At 70.5% G+C, this 15,793-nt stretch carries 11 protein-coding genes; 9 read left to right on the forward strand and 2 right to left on the reverse strand.

From position 1 onward, the window contains the following. Positions 1 to 11: 11 nt before the first annotated feature. The 9 genes from DDF67_RS14055 (at position 12) to DDF67_RS14095 (ending at position 11,645) form a co-directional block, all read left to right on the forward strand. Positions 12 to 512, forward strand: coding sequence for a chemotaxis protein CheW (locus tag DDF67_RS14055; RefSeq protein WP_109101486.1), 501 nt, complete (start codon positions 12 to 14; stop codon positions 510 to 512). Beyond that, positions 509 to 1,924: a CheR family methyltransferase gene (locus DDF67_RS14060; protein WP_109101487.1), complete on the forward strand. Its 1,416-nt coding sequence runs from the start codon at positions 509 to 511 to the stop codon at positions 1,922 to 1,924. Before DDF67_RS14055 ends, DDF67_RS14060 begins: the two co-directional genes overlap by 4 nt. Positions 1,925 to 1,932: 8 nt before the next feature. Then, positions 1,933 to 2,505, forward strand: coding sequence for a chemotaxis protein CheW (locus DDF67_RS14065; RefSeq protein WP_109101488.1), 573 nt, complete (start codon positions 1,933 to 1,935; stop codon positions 2,503 to 2,505). Then, positions 2,505 to 4,175, forward strand: coding sequence for a methyl-accepting chemotaxis protein (locus DDF67_RS14070; RefSeq protein WP_109101489.1), 1,671 nt, complete (start codon positions 2,505 to 2,507; stop codon positions 4,173 to 4,175). The genes DDF67_RS14065 and DDF67_RS14070 overlap by 1 nt, the downstream gene beginning before the upstream one ends. 7 nt (positions 4,176 to 4,182) lie before the next feature. Beyond that, positions 4,183 to 6,279 carry a hybrid sensor histidine kinase/response regulator gene (locus DDF67_RS14075; RefSeq protein ID WP_109101490.1) on the forward strand — a complete coding sequence of 699 codons (2,097 nt, stop codon included), beginning with the start codon at positions 4,183 to 4,185 and terminating at the stop codon, positions 6,277 to 6,279. Beyond that, positions 6,276 to 7,349, forward strand: a complete 1,074-nt coding sequence (gene cheB / locus DDF67_RS14080) for a chemotaxis-specific protein-glutamate methyltransferase CheB (protein ID WP_199229234.1) — start codon at positions 6,276 to 6,278, stop codon at positions 7,347 to 7,349. The genes DDF67_RS14075 and cheB overlap by 4 nt, the downstream gene beginning before the upstream one ends. Beyond that, positions 7,346 to 8,995, forward strand: a complete 1,650-nt coding sequence (locus DDF67_RS14085) for a response regulator (RefSeq protein WP_109101491.1) — start codon at positions 7,346 to 7,348, stop codon at positions 8,993 to 8,995. The genes cheB and DDF67_RS14085 overlap by 4 nt, the downstream gene beginning before the upstream one ends. Continuing rightward, on the forward strand, positions 8,992 to 10,806 hold the full coding sequence (locus tag DDF67_RS14090; protein ID WP_109101492.1) for a response regulator: 1,815 nt from the start codon (positions 8,992 to 8,994) through the stop codon (positions 10,804 to 10,806). The genes DDF67_RS14085 and DDF67_RS14090 overlap by 4 nt, the downstream gene beginning before the upstream one ends. A 176-nt stretch (positions 10,807 to 10,982) precedes the next feature. Beyond that, positions 10,983 to 11,645 (forward strand): M23 family metallopeptidase, encoded by a 663-nt coding sequence (locus tag DDF67_RS14095; RefSeq protein ID WP_109101493.1) that lies wholly within the window; start codon positions 10,983 to 10,985, stop codon positions 11,643 to 11,645. A gap of 119 nt (positions 11,646 to 11,764) precedes the next feature. Here the strand turns inward: DDF67_RS14095 and DDF67_RS14100 are convergent, their stop codons facing one another. Together DDF67_RS14100 and DDF67_RS14105 are read right to left on the reverse strand one after the other, a co-directional pair. Further along, positions 11,765 to 12,751: an isoaspartyl peptidase/L-asparaginase family protein gene (locus tag DDF67_RS14100; protein WP_109101494.1), complete on the reverse strand. Its 987-nt coding sequence runs from the start codon at positions 12,749 to 12,751 to the stop codon at positions 11,765 to 11,767. Positions 12,752 to 12,860: 109 nt separating this feature from the next. After that, entirely contained in the window at positions 12,861 to 15,689 is a 2,829-nt protein-coding gene (locus DDF67_RS14105) for a TIM-barrel domain-containing protein (protein ID WP_109101495.1), read from the reverse strand. Between the last annotated feature and the right edge of the window lie 104 nt (positions 15,690 to 15,793).

Here is a 15,793-nt window from a genome sequence, read left to right on the forward strand (position 1 = left end):
CGGAGCCTAGAATGACCAGCAGTCTCTATGTGACCTTCCGCGCCGGCGCGCTGGAAGCGGCCCTGCCGCAGGCCGCGGTAGCCGAGATCCTGCCTGTGCCGGAGCTGGTCGCCGCGCCCGGCGCGCCGCGCGTGCTGGCGGGCTTCGTCAATCTGGGCGGCGAGGCCGTCGCGGCCCTGGCGCTCGACCGCCTTCTGGAGTCGGAGGGCGGCGACCCCGCCCCCGCCCTTTACCGCCACCTGATCCGTCTGCGCCCACTGGCAGGGGCGCCGGCCGTGACCCTGCTGGTCGACCGCGTCACCGACGCCGCCGCTCATGCGCCCGACACCCACCCCGTCGAGGAGGCCGACAGCCTGGGCGGCTGCGTAGCCGAAACCGCCCTGATCGACGGCCGCCTGACGCCGGTCCTGTCGCCTGAGCACCTGCTGCTGGCCGAAGAGAAGGCCCGCCTGGACGAGTTCGCCCGCCGCGCGCAGGAGCGCCTGGCCCAGTGGGAAAGCACCCCCGCGTGAAACCGCCACGGGCGGCGCCCCTCGCTCTCGCCGCCGACGAGCCGTTCCAGCGCCTGAAGCGAGCGGTGATCGCGCGCACCGGCCACCACTATTACGCCGACAAGGACGACGTGCTGTGGGACCGCGTACAGCGTCGTCTGCTGGCCAACCGCGACCGCGACGTCACGGCCTATCTGCGACGACTGGACGGCGACGACGGCGAGGCGGAGTGGGCCGCGCTCGAGACCGAGATCACGATCGGGGAAACGTTCTTCTTCCGCTACGCCGAGCAGTTCACGGCGCTGCGCGAAACGATCCTGCCCGACATCCTGGAGCGTAAGGCGCAGGACAGGCGGATCCGGATCTGGAGCGCCGGCTGCGCCACGGGCGCCGAACCCTATTCGATCGCCATCCTGCTGTCGCAGATGCTGGGCGAGGCGATCAGCGACTGGCGGATTTCGATCCTCGGCGGCGACATCAACGCCGCCTTCCTCGACACCGCGCGCAAGGGCCAGTTCGGCCGCTGGGCGCTGCGGGCGGTCAGCGACGCCGATCGCGGCAAGTGGTTCACCGAGACCGCCCGCAACACCTGGACGCTGAAGAGCGCCTATCGCGGCCTCGTCCGCTTCGAGCGCCAGAACCTGCTCGACCTCCTGGGCCCCGCCCCGCCGCTGGAGCTGACCGAGTTCGACCTGATCCTGTGCCGCAACGTGCTGATCTACTTCCACCACGATGTGGTCGAGCAGTTGGTGGGCGCGCTGGGCGGCCGGCTGGCGGCCGACGGCTGGCTGCTGCTGGGCCATGCCGAACCCAACCCAGCCTTCGGCAAGCTGCTGGACGTCACCCAGCTGCCGGGCACGGTGGCCTATCGCCCGCCAAATCCCGAACGACCGCTCCAGCCGGGCCCCAGCTTCGAGGCCTTCGCCGCGCCGGAGCCCGAGCCCGCGCAGCATCTCCCCCCGGCGGAGGCTCCGTTGCCCCCGTGGCGGCCCGCGCCGATCCCGACGTCCGTCCCTACGCCCGCCCCGCCGGCCACCGATCTGGTGGAAACCGTTCGACGCCTGGCCGACGGCGGCGACTATCCCGCCGCCGAAGCCGCCTGCCGCCAGGCCCTGGCGGTCGCGCCCGAGGATCCGGCCCTGCACCTGCACGACGGCCTGGTGCTGCGCGCGCTGGGACGTCCGGCTTCGGCCGAGGCGGCGTTCAAGCGGGCGATCTATCTCGATCGCGGCTTCGCCATGGCCCACTATCACCTGGGGCTGCTGCTGCTCGACCAAGGAAGGGCCAAGGCCGCCGCCCGCTCGCTGAAGACCGCCGCGCAGATCGCGGGAACCGTTCCTGCCGACACGCGTTTGGCCCACGGCGCAGGTCTGGACGCCGGCCAGCTGCGCAAGAGCGTCCGTCTGCTGCTGCAGTCGCTCGTGGGGGTTTGAAGAACGACATGAGTAAGGCCGACGCCTCAGGCGGCGACGGAACGGGGGGACTTTTGGACGATGCGCGCGCCCGGGCGATCCTGGCGGCGCGCACCCGTCGGCTTGCCGAACGCCGGACCGCGCCCGAACCCGAAACGGCCCTCGAAGACGTGATGCTGTGCCAGGCCGGAGCGGGCCTACTAGCGCTGCCCCTGGCCGCTATCGAGCGCGTCACCCCGTTCGAGCCCCGCCGCCTGACGCCGACCGGCGGCCGGCCCGGCCTGCTGGGCCTGGCCAGCGTCAACGGCCGCCTGCGCCGCGTGCTCGACCTTTCCCGCCTCACCGGCTCGGCGCCGGCCGCGCCAGACGCCCTGGGCTTCGTAGTCGCCCTGCGCGGCGCGGGGAACCTCGCCCTGCGCGTCGACGCCGCGCCCGGCGCCGCCAAGATCGCTCGCGAGGCCTCCGGCGACGCCTTCGAGGGCGGCGTGCGGGGCGTCGTCGCGCAAGGCCCCGGCGATCTCGCCGGGCGCACCGTCACCCTTCTCGATCTCGACGACCTCGTCGCCGACCACGTTTCCGCCGCCTTGGGGGCAAGAGCCTAGTGACCATCGCCAACCGCATCATCCTCGGCTTCGCGGCCGTCACCGTCCTGCTGCTGGGGGTGGGCCTGTTCGGCCTCGTCCAGATCGGCGTGGTCAAGGACACCACCGAGACCATCGTCACCCGCGACATGGCCGTGGTCCGTCAGATCGCCCAGATCCGCACCACCGCCAACGAGATGCGCGCGGCGAGCGACGCGGTGATCACCAGCTACCTGTCGCGCTCGGCCGGCGGCGTGGGCGGCAACGAGGAAGACCCCGTCACCCGCTGGCGTCAGCGCGGCGTCGACATGGACACGGCGCTGGAAAAGGCCGCCTCGGCCGCCCGCGACTATCGCCAGGGCGCCCTGTCGGCCGAGCGCGCCGACGCCTGGCGCCGGATCGAGGATTACCTGAACCAGACCGCCGCCTCTTCGCGCCAGGGTCGCACCGACACCGAGAACCTGTTCAGCGCCATTCGCCGCAACGACAGCGCCGGCGTGGCCGCCGCCCAGACCGCCCTCGTCCAGCGTCGCGGCGAGTTCGGCCGCGGCATCCAGGGCGCGGAAGACGTGCTGGACGACGCCATCCTGTCGGGCCAGCGCCGCATCAACGACGTCTACAAGGTCAGCCAGGTGTCGATCATCGTCGCCCTGATCGTGGCTTCGATCGTCGCGGGCGCCATCACCTGGGCCATCCGCGGCTCGATCGTCGGGCCGCTGGGCGCCTTCATGGGCTTCGTGGCCAAGGTGGGCGAAGGCGACCTGACCGGCCGCGCCGCCGCCGTCAGCACAGACGAGATCGGCAAGCTGGGCGGCACGCTGAACACCATGGTCGACGGCCTGATCGTGCTGGCCCGCCAGAGCCGCGAGGCCACCGAGAACCTCAACGCCGCCACCGCCGAGATCCGCGCCTCGACCCAGGAGCAAGCCGCCAGCGTCGAGGAGCAGTTGGCCGCCGTGCAGGAGACCGCCGCCACCGTCGACGAGATCACCCACTCCGGCGCCCAGATCGGCAAGCGCGCCCAGGAGGTCATCGCCTCGGCCCAGGCCACCGCCCACACCAGCAACGAGGGCCTGCGCGCCGTCGACGAGACCGCCAAGGCCATGGACGCCATCCGCGAGCAGGCCGAGGCCGTGGCCGAGAACATCGTCGCCCTGTCGGAGAAGACCCAGGCGATCGGCGACATCATCGCCACCGTCAACGATATCTCCGAGCGCTCGCACCTCCTGGCCCTGAACGCCGCCATCGAGGCCGCCTCGGCCGGCGAGAATGGGCGCAGCTTCGCGGTCGTGGCCTCGGAGATGAAGATGCTGGCCGACCAGGCCAAGGAAGCCACCACCCAGGTGCGCTCGATCCTCGGCGACATCCAGCGTGGCATCAACGCCTCGGTGATGCTGACCGAGGAGGCCGTCAAGCGCGTGGCCGCCGGCAAGGAGCGTACCGACACCACCCAGCGCACGATCACCGAGATCACCGGCCGGGTGCAGGAAAGCGTCCAGACCTTCCAGCAGATCGTCGCCTCGACCAACCAGCAGCAGCTGGGCATCGAGCAGGTGATGGGCGCGCTGCAGAACATCCGCCAGGCCAGCCAGCAGACCGCCGCGGGCACCCGTCAGCTTGACGAGGCCGCCGCCAATCTGTCGGACCTGTCGCGCCAGCTGCTCGCCCTGTCCGAGCGCTACCGGACCTGATCGCGACGTGCCCGACATCCGGCGACAGCTTCTGGCGGCGTTCGACCTCGAACACCGCGAGCACCTGCAGGCGATCCGCCAGGCCATAGCGGCCGGCGGCGAGGCAGACGCGCGCGAGATCTTTCGCCGCGCCCATAGCCTGAAGGGCGCGGCCCGGGCCGTCGACCTGCCGGTCGTCGAGGAGCAGGCCCACGCGCTGGAAAGCCTGTGCGCCGAACTTATGGACGGCGCGCGCATGCTCGACGCGGCCACGGCCGCGACGCTGGAAGGGCTGCTCGACGCGGTCGAGGACGCCGCCGCAGCAGCCTACGCCCCACCCGCGCCCAAGCCCGCCGAGACGACCGCCGCGGCTCCCGCGCCCGAGGAGGCGGTCGAGCTGGTGCGCATCGACGTCGAGGCCGTGGCCGGCCTGTCGCGCGCCATGCAGACCCTGTCGGGCGACGTGCTCGACCACGGGGCCATCGACGAGGACCTGCGCCGCCTGGCGTCCGACGCCCGCAAGCTGGAGCGTCGCTGGCGCGACGCCCGCTCCGCCGCCGGCCGCGTGCGCGAGGTCGAGCAAGGCCTGAAGGACCTGTCGCGCGCCCTCAACGAGCTGTCGGTGCGCCGGGTGAGGGCCGGCTGGGCGCTGGACCAGGGCCTGTCGGACCTGCGCGGCCGCGTGGAGGAGATCAGCCAGGCCCCGGCCGAGACCGTGTTCGGCGGCTTTTCCTCGATGGTCCGCGACATCGCCCGCGAGGCCGGGGTTCCCGTCGACGTGCGCGTCAGCGGCCTGGAGACCCGGGCCGATCGCCGGGTGCTGCAGGCGCTGAAGGACCCGGTGATGCACCTGCTGCGCAACGCCGTCAGCCATGGTCGCGAGGCGCCCGAAGCCCGCGCGGCGGCGGGCAAGCCCGATCGCCTGACCGTGGTCATGGCCGTCTCGGCCGCGTCGGGACGCCTGCGCATCGAGATCGCCGACGACGGCCCCGGCCCCGACCTCGCCCGGCTGGAAGCCGCCGCCGTCGACAAGGGCCTGATGCAGCCCCGCCCCGAAGGCGCGCCCGCGCCCACGCCCGAGGAACTTCTGGCCCACGCCTTCGCGCCGGGCGTCTCAACCGCACAAGGGATCGACCGCCTGGCTGGACGCGGCATGGGCCTGTCGGTTGTCGCCGAGGCCGTCCGCAAGCTGCGCGGCGAACTGCGCCTCACCGCCGGCCGCCCCTGGGGCGCGCGGGTGGTGCTGTCGACCCCACTGTCGGCGGCGCGACAGTCGCTGCTGTTCGTCGACATCCAGGGTCGCCAGGCCGCCCTGCCCTCGCTGGGCGTGCGCCGATTGTTGCGCCTGGACGCCACCACGCTGGAAACCGTGGAAGGACACCCGGCCGCACGGATCGCCATCGATGGGGACGACGTTATCGTCCCAATGGTTCCGCTTTCCGCTCTCCTGACCGGCGTCGCCGCCGAAGTTCCCGTTCACGCCGGCGCGGTGTCGGCCGTGCTGCTCAGCCACGGCCGCCGCCACGTGGCCATGGCTGTCGACGCCCTGTGCGACGTCCGCTCGGCCCTGGTCGAGGACCTGGACGCCGACGATCTCGACGCTGACTTGATCGCCGGCGCGGTGCAGCTCGACGACCAGGCCCCGGCCCTGGCGCTCGATCCTGACGCCCTGGTGCGCCGCTGGCTGCGCGACCAGCGCCATCTGGCCGCGGGGGGCCTCGGCTTCGCCGAGAGCGCCGACGACGCCGACGAGACGGCCCGCACCATCCTGGTGGTCGACGACTCCATCACCACCCGGACGCTGGAGAAGAGCATACTGGAGGCTCAGGGCTATCGCGTGCTGCTGGCCGTCGATGGCCTGGACGCCCTGAACCTGCTGCGCTCGGGCCAGGCGATTATCGACCTGGTGGTCGCCGACATCGAGATGCCGCGCATGGACGGCTTCTCGCTGCTGCAGGCGGTGAAGGCCGACGCGGCCCTGGCCGCCACGCCGGTGATCCTGATGACCTCGCGCGCCGACGCCGCCGACGTGCGCCGGGGCCTCGACCTGGGCGCCGAGGCCTACATCACCAAGCAGAAGTTCGACCAGCGCGAGCTGCTGGCCGCCATCGGGCAGTTGCTGTGAAGGCGTCGGGCAAGCCCGTGCGGGTGATGATCGTCGAGGATTCGACGGTGGTGCGCACCCTGCTGACCCACATCGTCGAGCGCGACCCGCGCCTGACCGTGGCCGCCGCCGTCGCCTCGGCCGAAGAGGCCCAGGCCTGCATCGGCCAGGTGAAGCCCGACGTCATCTCGATGGACATCCGCCTGCCCGGCATGGACGGGCTGGAGGCCACCGCGCGGATCATGTCGGACCACCCGACCCCGATCGTCGTTATCGCCGATGCGGTCGAGGACGCCTCGCTGAAGATCTCGATGAACGCGCTGCGGGCCGGCGCCTTGACGGTGGTGGAAAAGCCCGTGGGCCTGGCCACCGACGGCTATGAACGGCTGGCCGACACCATCTGCACCCAGCTCTTCATCATGAGCAGCGTGCCGGTGATACGCCGCCGGGCGATCGGCGGAGCCGCCCGCGCGCCGCGCGAAGCCACGCCGCCTTCGCCCTCCGCCGACTTCCAGGACCTAGGCTATCTGGCCCTGGCCGCCTCGACCGGTGGGCCGCCGGCCCTGGCCCGGGTGCTTGACGCCCTGCCGGCCGACTTCCCCGCCCCGATCCTGATCGTCCAGCACATGGGCGCGGCCTTCATGGAAGGGTTCGCCGGCTGGCTGGACGGGCTGTCGCCGATCCGCGTCGCCGTGGCCAGGGACGGCGAGCTGGCCTTGCCCGGCCGAGCCTATGTCGCGCCCGGCGACCGCCACCTGACCCTGACGCCAGGCGGCGTGCTGCGCCTGTCGGGGGCTACGCCGATCAGCGGCCAGCGGCCGTCGGCCACGGTGCTCTTTCAGTCGCTGGCGCGATCTGTGGGCTCGCGTACCGTCGCGGCCCTGCTGACCGGCATGGGCGAGGACGGCGCCAAGGGCCTGTCCGAACTGCGCGCGGCCGGCGGCTTCACCATCGCCGAGCATGAGAGCAGCGCCGTGGTCTACGGCATGCCCGCCGCCGCCGTGAAGCTGGGCGCGGCCCGCGCCGTGCTCGGCCTCGACCTGATCGGCCCGCGCATCGCTCAGTTGGCTCGGCGGAGGGAGGACGCATGAGCGCGTCGGTCCTGGTCGTCGAGGATTCCGAGACCCAGGCCCTGCGCCTGCGAGGCCTGCTGGAGGCGGAGGGCTTCTCGGTGTCGTGCGCGGCCAGCGGCGAGGCGGCGCTGGAGCATTTGAACGCCCACCTGCCCGATCTGATCGTCGCAGACTTCCACCTGCCCGGCATGGACGGCCGCGAGCTCTCGCGCCAGATCCGCCTCAACGGCCGCACCCGCGCCCTGCCGGTGCTGATGCTGACGGGTGCGCGCGAGAGCGACCTGGAACGCCAGGGCCTGGAGAGCGGTGCCGACGCCTACGTCGCCAAGTCGGCCGACCCCAAGGTGGTGATCGTGCGGTTGAAGGCGCTGCTGCGCCGGGCTCGTTCCGAAAGCGCCGCCCCCAAGGCGTCGGAACCTTTCCGTCGCGCCCGGGTGCTGGTCGCTCATCCCAGCGCCACCCTGCGCCTTCGCCTCGGCCACCTCCTCGAGCACGACGGCTACGAGGTGGCGGCGCTGGACCGGCTGGACCCCGACGCCCGCGCCCTCGACGGCGAGCTGGATGGCGTGGTGGTGGGCGTGCGCGGCGGCGATCGCGACGATCTGGCCCTGCTGGCCGCGCTGGACGCGCGCCGCGCGCGGCTGGGGGCGCCGTTCCAGCTGCTGGCCTTCGGCGGCGAGGAAAGCGACCGCGACCTGCTGACCGACGCGCTCGAGGCCGGCGCCGACGACGTGGTTCCCGCCTCGGCCAGCGACGAGGTGGTGCGGGCGCGCGTCCGCGCCCAGCTGCGCCGCAAGCTGATGGCCGACGAGGCCCGCCGCAGCGCCGGAGAGGCCCGCTCCCAGGAACTGGCGCTCGCGAGAGCCGAAGCCCGCGCCGCCGTCGCCGACGACCTGGCCAGCGCCAACCGCCAGCTGAAGGACGCGCAAGGCCAACTGGTCCAGGCCGCCAAGATGGCCTCGCTGGGCGAACTGGTCGCCGGCATCGCCCACGAGATCAACAACCCGCTGGCCTTCCTGCTGGGCCATCAGGACACCGTCGAGCGGCTGATCGCCACGGCCGCCGACGAGAGCCCCTCTCCAGGCCTGGACAAGGCCAAGGCGCGCCTGGCCTCGATGCGGGTGGGCATGAAGCGCATCCAGGATCTGGTTCTGAACCTGCGCAAGTTCTCGCGCCTCGACGAGGGCGACCGCCATGTGCTGGACGCCGCCGACTCCATCGAAACCGTGCTGGCCCTGCTGACCCACAAGCTGGGCGACGGCATCGAGGTGCGCCGCGACTACGCCGCCCGCAACACCCTGGAGGGCTCGCCGGCCCTCCTGAACCAGGTCGTCATGAACATCGTCGGCAACGCCGCCGACGCGCTGGGCGGTTCCAGCGGCGGCCAAGGCGTGATCGCCGTCTCCACCCGCGACGAGGGCGGCGACTTCGTCATCGTGGTCGAGGACTCCGGCCCCGGCGTGCCGCCCGATCTACGCGACCGCATCTTCGAGCCGTTCTTCACCACCAAGCCCGTGGGCGCGGGCACGGGCCTGGGCCTGGCTATCGCCTACAACGTGGTGCGCGCCCATGGCGGAGCCATCGCCATCGACCAGGGCGAACTGGGCGGCGCCCGCTTCACCATCACCATTCCGCCCCCTGTCACCGACGGAGAAGGCCGATGATCGCTTCCGGGAGCGAACGCCCGACGATCCTCGTCGTCGACGACGAGCCCGACATCCTCGTCGCCCTGGAGGACCTGCTGGAGGACCGCTACCGGGTCCTGACCAGCAACGCCCCGGGCAAGGCCCTGGACATACTGGCCCAGGAGCCTTCGGTCGCCCTGATCCTGTCGGACCAGCGTATGCCCGGCCTGACCGGCGACCAGTTCCTAGCCGCCGCCCGGTCGATCAGCGACGCCGACTCCATCCTGCTGACCGGCTACGCCGACCTGTCGGCCGTGGTCTCGGCCCTGAACCTGGGCGGCGTCAGCGGCTATGTCGCCAAGCCGTGGGAGCCCGAAGCCCTGCGTGCGGCCGTGGCCGCAGGGGTCGAGCGCACGCGGCTGCGCCGCGCCCTGCGCACCGAGCAGGCCCTGCTGCGGGGCCTCATGGACAGCATCCCCGCCGTCATCGCCTTTAAGGACGCCCAGGGCCGGGTTGTGCGCACCAACGCCTCGGCCGATCATCCCTTCGCCGACGCGCCCCAGGCCGCCGAAGCCCTGGCGGCCGGCCAGCCGGTGCAGGTGGTCGAGGAAGAGGCCACCCTGGCCGGCCCGGTCTGGACCGAGCGCCAGTACGTGCCGCTGCGCGACGAGGCCGGGCACCTGCTGGTCATCGAGCGCGACGTCACCGACCAGAAGATGGCCGAGATCCGCCTGCGCCAGGCCGACAAGCTGCAGGCGCTGGGCACCCTGGCCGGCGGCGTGGCCCACGACTTCAACAACCTGCTGACCGCCATCCTGGGCAGCCTGGAGCTGGCCGGTCGTCGCCTGCCCGACCCCGACAAGGTGCGGCGCTATCTCGACAACGCCAGCCTGGCGGCGCGCAAGGGCGCGGCCCTGACCCACCGCCTGCTCGGCTTCAGCCGCCAGCAGGAAAGCCAGCCCAAGGTCGTCGACGTGGCCGACACCCTGATGGGCATGGACGCCATCCTCGTGCGCACCCTGGGCGGCTCGGCCCGGATCACCTGGGACCTGCCCAAGGACCTGTGGTCGGCGCATGTCGAGCCCGACCAGCTGGAGCTGGCGGTGCTGAACCTGTCGGTCAACGCCCGCGACGCCATGCCCGACGGCGGGGTCATCACGATCAGCGCCCGCAACCTGGCCATGGCCGGCGCGACCTCGCGCCACGACCTGCCCGACGGCGACTACGTGCTGGTTACGGTGCGAGACACCGGCGAGGGCATTTCGCCCGAACTGATGGCCCGCATCTTCGAGCCGTTCTTCACCACCAAGCCTGTTGGCAAGGGCACGGGCCTGGGCCTGTCGATGGTCTACGGCTTCGCCCAGCGCTCGGGCGGGGCGATCGACATCGACAGCCAGCCCGGCGAAGGCACGGCCGTGAACCTCTACCTGCCCCGCGGCCTGGGCGACTGCGGGCCGAGCCAGGACTGCGCGCCGGTCGAGCAGGCCCTCGACAGGCAGCCCTCGCGCAGCGTGCTGGTGGTCGATGACGACCCCACCGTGCGCGCCGTCACCGTGGCCATGGTCCGCGACCTGGGCCACCGGGTGATCGAGGCCGAGGACGGCGAGCAGGCCCTGCGCAAGGTGGCCGACGTCCGCCCAGACCTGATGATCGCCGACTTCGCCATGCCCGGCATGACCGGCGTGGAACTGGCCCGCGCGGCCAAGGACCTGTCGCCCGGCATCCGGGTGATCCTGGTCACCGGCCACGCCGACGTCACGCCCGAGCGGACGGACCTTTCGCTGGTGCGCAAGCCCTTCGAGAACAGGGAACTGGCCGACCGTATCCGCTCAGTCCTGGCCGGCGCGTAGGCCTGCTTTCGATCAATGTTCGATTGAATCTCGAGTGCTTAGCTTGAGCATATCCAAGCACATGCGCGTCGTCCTGACGCAGTAGGCCTGCCTTTTCATCGCCTTATCTGAATGGTTAACGACGCCCGTGGCGCGCTGAACGCCCCACGACGTGAAACGATCCATAGGATGGCGAAATGCATTTTCCGGCGCTGAAGAAGCTTCCTCCCCAGGCGCGGATCGCCCTGGGTCTGACGGTGCTCTTCGCGCCGATGGCGGGTCTGGCGATGGAAAGCCCGCACGTGAACCGCGGCGCCCGGCCGGCGGTTCAGACCTTGCTCAACAAGCTGGACGAGGCGCCGCCGCAGCCCGTACGCATGGAGACGGTCTGGAAAGGCGCCGACGTCGACGGCGACGGCGCGCCAGACTTCGCCAACCCCACGGGCGCGGCCCCGCGTGAGCATGACGACTTCGGCGACGGCGCCTTCGGCGCCCGCCGCGACGGCGGCTCGCGAAAGCACGAGGGCGTCGACTACGTCGCTGTCGCCGGCCAGGCCGCCAAGGCCCCGATGTCGGGCTACGTGACCAAGATCGGTTACGCCTATGCCGACGCGCCGGACCTGCGCTTCGTCGAGATCACCAACCCGGCCCTGGGCTACGTCGCCCGCGCCTTCTACGTCGATCCCGACGTCGAGGTCGGCCAGACCATCCGCCTGGGCCAGGTGATCGGCCACGTGGCCAGCCTGCAGAAGCACTATCCAGGCATCACCGACCACGTGCACCTGGAAGTCATCAAGCCTGGCGGCCGGCGGATCAACGCCGCCGCGCTGATCCAGCCGAAGCTGGTGGCGGCGGCTTAAAAAATCCCCCCCCCGAAGAGGGAGGTGGCCGCGAAGCGGTCGGAGCGGGAAGTCATCCCCCTCGGCAGCCACTTCCCCCTCCGTCGCCTTTGGCGACACCTCCCCCTTCAGGGGGAGGATCACTTTCCCTCGTCCGCGTAGATCGCCGTGCCCCGGCCCTTGGCGCTGGCCCAGCCGCGGTACATGCCCGAGCTGTTCATCGGGAAGGCGACCTCGCCCCTGGCGTTCATGGTGATCATGCCGCCGTCGCCGCCGATATCGCCGATGGCCTTGATCGTCGCCTCGCCGGCGGTCTTGAGGTCCTCGCCCTTCCAGGCGATGCGGGCGCAGACCTGGTGGGCGGCGCTGGTGCGGATGAAGTATTCGCCAGAGCCCGTGGCCGAGACCGCGCAGACGCCGTCCTGGGCATAGGTTCCCGCGCCGATGATCGGGCTGTCGCCGATACGGCCCCACTTCTTGCCGACCATGCCGCCGGTCGAGGTGGCGGCCGCCAGATGGCCCTTGGCGTCGATCGCCACGGCGCCGACCGTGCCGTAGAGGTGGGTCGGGTCCAGCGCCGCCTTCTGCTTGGCGCGCCAGGACTCCAGTTGCTTCCACCGCTCCTCGGTTCGGAAGTAGGACGGATCGACCTGCTCCAGGCCCTGCTCGACCGAGAACTTGTCGGCGCCCTCGCGAGCCAGCATCACGTGCGGCGACTTCTCCATCACAGTCCGCGCCAGGCTGATCGGATGCTTCGTACGGGTCACGCCCGCCACCGCGCCGGCCTTCAGGGTCGCGCCGTCCATGATCGAGGCGTCCAGCTCGTTCCTGCCGTCGGCGGTGAAGACCGCGCCGCGGCCGGCGTTGAACAGCGGATTGTCCTCCAGCACCTTCACCGCCGCCTCGACCGCGTCGAGGCTGGAGCCGCCCTTTTCCAGCACTTCCGAGCCGGCCTTCAGCGCCGCGTCGAGACCGGCGCGATAGGCCGCGTCCTTCTCGGGCGTCAGGCTGCCGCGATTGATCACCCCCGCCCCGCCATGAATGGCCAGCGACCAGTCGCCCGCGAAGGCGGCGGGCGCGGCGGCGAGCGAAGCCGCGAGCGCGGCGGCGGCGATGAACTTGGACATGGAGCGGCCCTCTTCGGATTCGTCGCCGCCAAGGTGGACCGCCCTTCCCCGCAAAGCAAAGCCCCGGCGCTTGCGGCGCCGGGGCTCCACGATCGCAGGTGGAGACCGCCTACTTGCGGGTCAGCACCACCGGCTTGCCGTCGTACTCCACCGTCAGGTCGGCCGCAGCGTCGAAGTCGGTCGGCTTTGCGCCCTTGCCGATGAAGCGGACGTTGAAGGTGCGCTTTTCCACCAGGCCCTTGAAGCCGCCCGAGCGAGCGCCGATCGTCACCCGGCCAGTGGCGTCGTCATAGGAGATCGGCGTGCGGGCCCAGGCGCCGCGGGCGTAGCCGTTGGACAGGCCGTCGTCTTCGTAGAGCTCGTACCTGCCGTCCTTGCCGGTGAACACCAGCAGGGTGATCGGAGCGTCGGGCTTCTCGCCGACATACTGCTGGACGACCGTGGTCGGCACGATGGCGCCGGCCTTCACGAACAGCGGCATGCGGGCCAGCGGCGCGTCGGCCTTGACCGTCTGGCCGCCCTTGAAGGCCTTGCCCGTCTCGAAGTCGTACCAGGTTCCCGCCGGCAGGTAGACGCCGCGCGAGCGGGCCTTGAAGGCGGTGACCGGCGCGACCAGGAAGTCCTGGCCGAACAGGTACTGGTCGTCGACGTTCCGGGCCTTGGCGTCGGTCGGATAGTCCATCACCAGGCCGCGCATCATGCTGCCGTCGCGGTGATAGGTGTCGGCCGCCAGGGTGTAGACGTAGGGCATCAGCCGGTAGCGCAGCTCGTCGTACCAGGCCAGCGACTTGTAGATATCGCTGCCCTCGTCGGCGAGTTCGTAGATTTCGCGGAACGGCAGCTCGCCGTGGCTGCGGAACAGCGGGCTGAAGGCGCCGAACTGGAACCAGCGCAGGTTCAGTTCCTGCCACTCGGCCCAGTGGGCGGGGTCCTTGGTCTCGTAGCGCTTCTCGACGGAGAAGCCGCCGATGTCGGTGGTCCAGTTGGGAATGCCCGACATCGACAGGTTCACGCCCGCCGAGATCTGGTCGCGGAAGTCGTCCCAGCGCGCCACCACGTCGCCGCTCCAGACCGCCGAGGCGTTGCGCTGCAAGCCGCCGAAGCCCGAGCGGGTCAGGATGAACGGGCGAACGTCCGGATTGTCCTTGATCTCACCTTCATAGACGCCGCGGGTGTGCTCCAGCGCATAGCTGTTGAAATACTCCGCGCCCGGGCCCAGCGCCGTCGGGCTCATGCGCAGGGTGCGCTCTGGCACGTCGACGTTGGAGTGCAGGTCGGGCTCGGAGGCGTCCATCCACCAGGCGTCGACACCGTAAACCTTGAGGTCGCGCTTGACCTGCTTCCAGTAGATGTCACGGGCTTCTTGGCTGTAGGGATCGTAGAACGAGTTCAGGTAGCCCGGGCCGACCCAGTCAAGCGCGCCCTGCTCGATATTGCGCTTGTACATGTGGCCCTTGGCGTCCAGCTCCTTGAAGTTGTCCGTGGTCGGATAGAACTTCGGCCAGATCGAGATCATGAAGTGGGCGTTCATCCCGTGGATGTCGTCCACCATCTTCTGCGGGCTGGGGAAACGCGTTTCGTCGAACTTGTGCGTGCCCCACTCAGGGTCCTTCCAGTAGCGCCAGTCCATGACGATGTTGTCGAGCGGCAGGCCGCGCCTGCGGTACTCCTTCACCACGCCGACGATCTGGTCCTGGGTCTCGTAGCGCTGGCGCGACTGCCAGAAGCCGTAGGCCCAGCGCGGCATCATCACCGCCGAGCCGGTCAGGTCGCGGTAGCCCGAGACGACCTGATCGAGGTCCTCGCCGCCGATATAGTAGTAGTCGATGGCCTTGCCGACTTCCGACGTCAGTTGCAGCGAGTGACGGTCCAGCGCCGGCATCGGGTCGTTGTGCAGCAGGCCGATATAGCCGTCGTCGGGCGTCCACTCGACGCGCACCTTGTGCTTCTTGCCCGGCGTCAGCTTGGCGTCGAAGTTGTGATACCAGGGGTTCCAGTTCTGCCGCCAGCGGTCGATGACCAGCTGGCCGTCCAGCCAAACCTTGGCGTAGCCGCTGGAATAGAGCTTGAAGTTGTGCTCGCCGGCCTTGTCGGTCTGGACGAAGCCCTCCCATGTCACGGTCTGGCCCGGCAGGTTCTTCTTGGCCGCGTCCTGCAACTCTCTCGGCCAGTTCGGCAGGTCTTTCAGGAAGCGGTAGTCGATGTCCTTCTCGACCCGCGTAACCTTCAGCTGGCCGTTCTGGTAATATTTGGCTGTGAAGCCGCCAACCTTGCCGTCGGCGTCGAAGATCTTCAGGTCGCGCGAGGCGACGTCGTAGGGGATCGGATTGCCGAAGCGGGTGATCGAGTTGTTGTCCCACAAGAGGCCGTAGCCCTTGGACGACAGCAGCATCGGCACGGCGATGGCGCGGTTGTACTGCAGCAGCTCCACGTCGCGGCCATTGTAGTTCATCTGGCCGTTCTGGTGCTGGCCAAGGCCGTAGAAGGCCTCGTCCGTGCCCGGATTGAATTGCTGGCGGACGGCGTAGAAGTCCTGCCCCTCGACCTTGACCGGCGTGAAGGCGCCGCGGTCGCGCTCGGCCAGCACCTTGGCGCCCTTGGCGTCGAGGAAGTCGACCGTGCCGTCCTTCAGCGAGACTTGCGCCGTGGCCTTGGCGGTTTTCAGCGTCAGCACCCCGCCCTTCTCGTCGACCGTGAAGCCGGTCGACACCGGCCTGGCCGTGACCATCAGGCTGGGCGGCGCGTCGAAGCTGTCGGTCGGCGAGGCGGTGACGTGGATGATCCGCTCGCCCATCACCTGCAGCCGCACCTTCCTGGCCGGACCCGAGGCGGGGGTCACGACCACGCCGTCGGCGGTCTTCTCGAAGCCGCCGTCGAGGGCGAAGGCGCTGGTCGAGGCCAGCAGGGCCAGGGCGAGGCCGGCGTAAAGACTGCGCATGTCGTTCTTCTTCCCTGTTGTCTTTAGTTCTAGCCGCGGCCCTTGGACGGACCGACGTTACTCTTGAGAGTCTCGCGTCCCTCGTCCTCCGACACGCTCGGGAC

Source organism: Caulobacter endophyticus (genome assembly GCF_003116815.1).
Lineage (GTDB): Bacteria > Pseudomonadota > Alphaproteobacteria > Caulobacterales > Caulobacteraceae > Caulobacter > Caulobacter endophyticus.

What these genes read in the sequence shown, in the direction of transcription:
- DDF67_RS14055 (WP_109101486.1), top strand. Translation starts at nt 12, where the DNA reads ATGACCAGCAGTCTCTATGTGACCTTCCGCGCCGGCGCGCTGGAAGCG.
- DDF67_RS14065 (WP_109101488.1), top strand. Translation starts at nt 1,933, where the DNA reads ATGAGTAAGGCCGACGCCTCAGGCGGCGACGGAACGGGGGGACTTTTG.
- DDF67_RS14085 (WP_109101491.1), top strand. Translation starts at nt 7,346, where the DNA reads ATGAGCGCGTCGGTCCTGGTCGTCGAGGATTCCGAGACCCAGGCCCTG.
- DDF67_RS14090 (WP_109101492.1), top strand. Translation starts at nt 8,992, where the DNA reads ATGATCGCTTCCGGGAGCGAACGCCCGACGATCCTCGTCGTCGACGAC.
- DDF67_RS14095 (WP_109101493.1), top strand. Translation starts at nt 10,983, where the DNA reads ATGCATTTTCCGGCGCTGAAGAAGCTTCCTCCCCAGGCGCGGATCGCC.
- DDF67_RS14100 (WP_109101494.1), bottom strand. Translation starts at nt 12,751, where the DNA reads ATGTCCAAGTTCATCGCCGCCGCCGCGCTCGCGGCTTCGCTCGCCGCC.
- DDF67_RS14105 (WP_109101495.1), bottom strand. Translation starts at nt 15,689, where the DNA reads ATGCGCAGTCTTTACGCCGGCCTCGCCCTGGCCCTGCTGGCCTCGACC.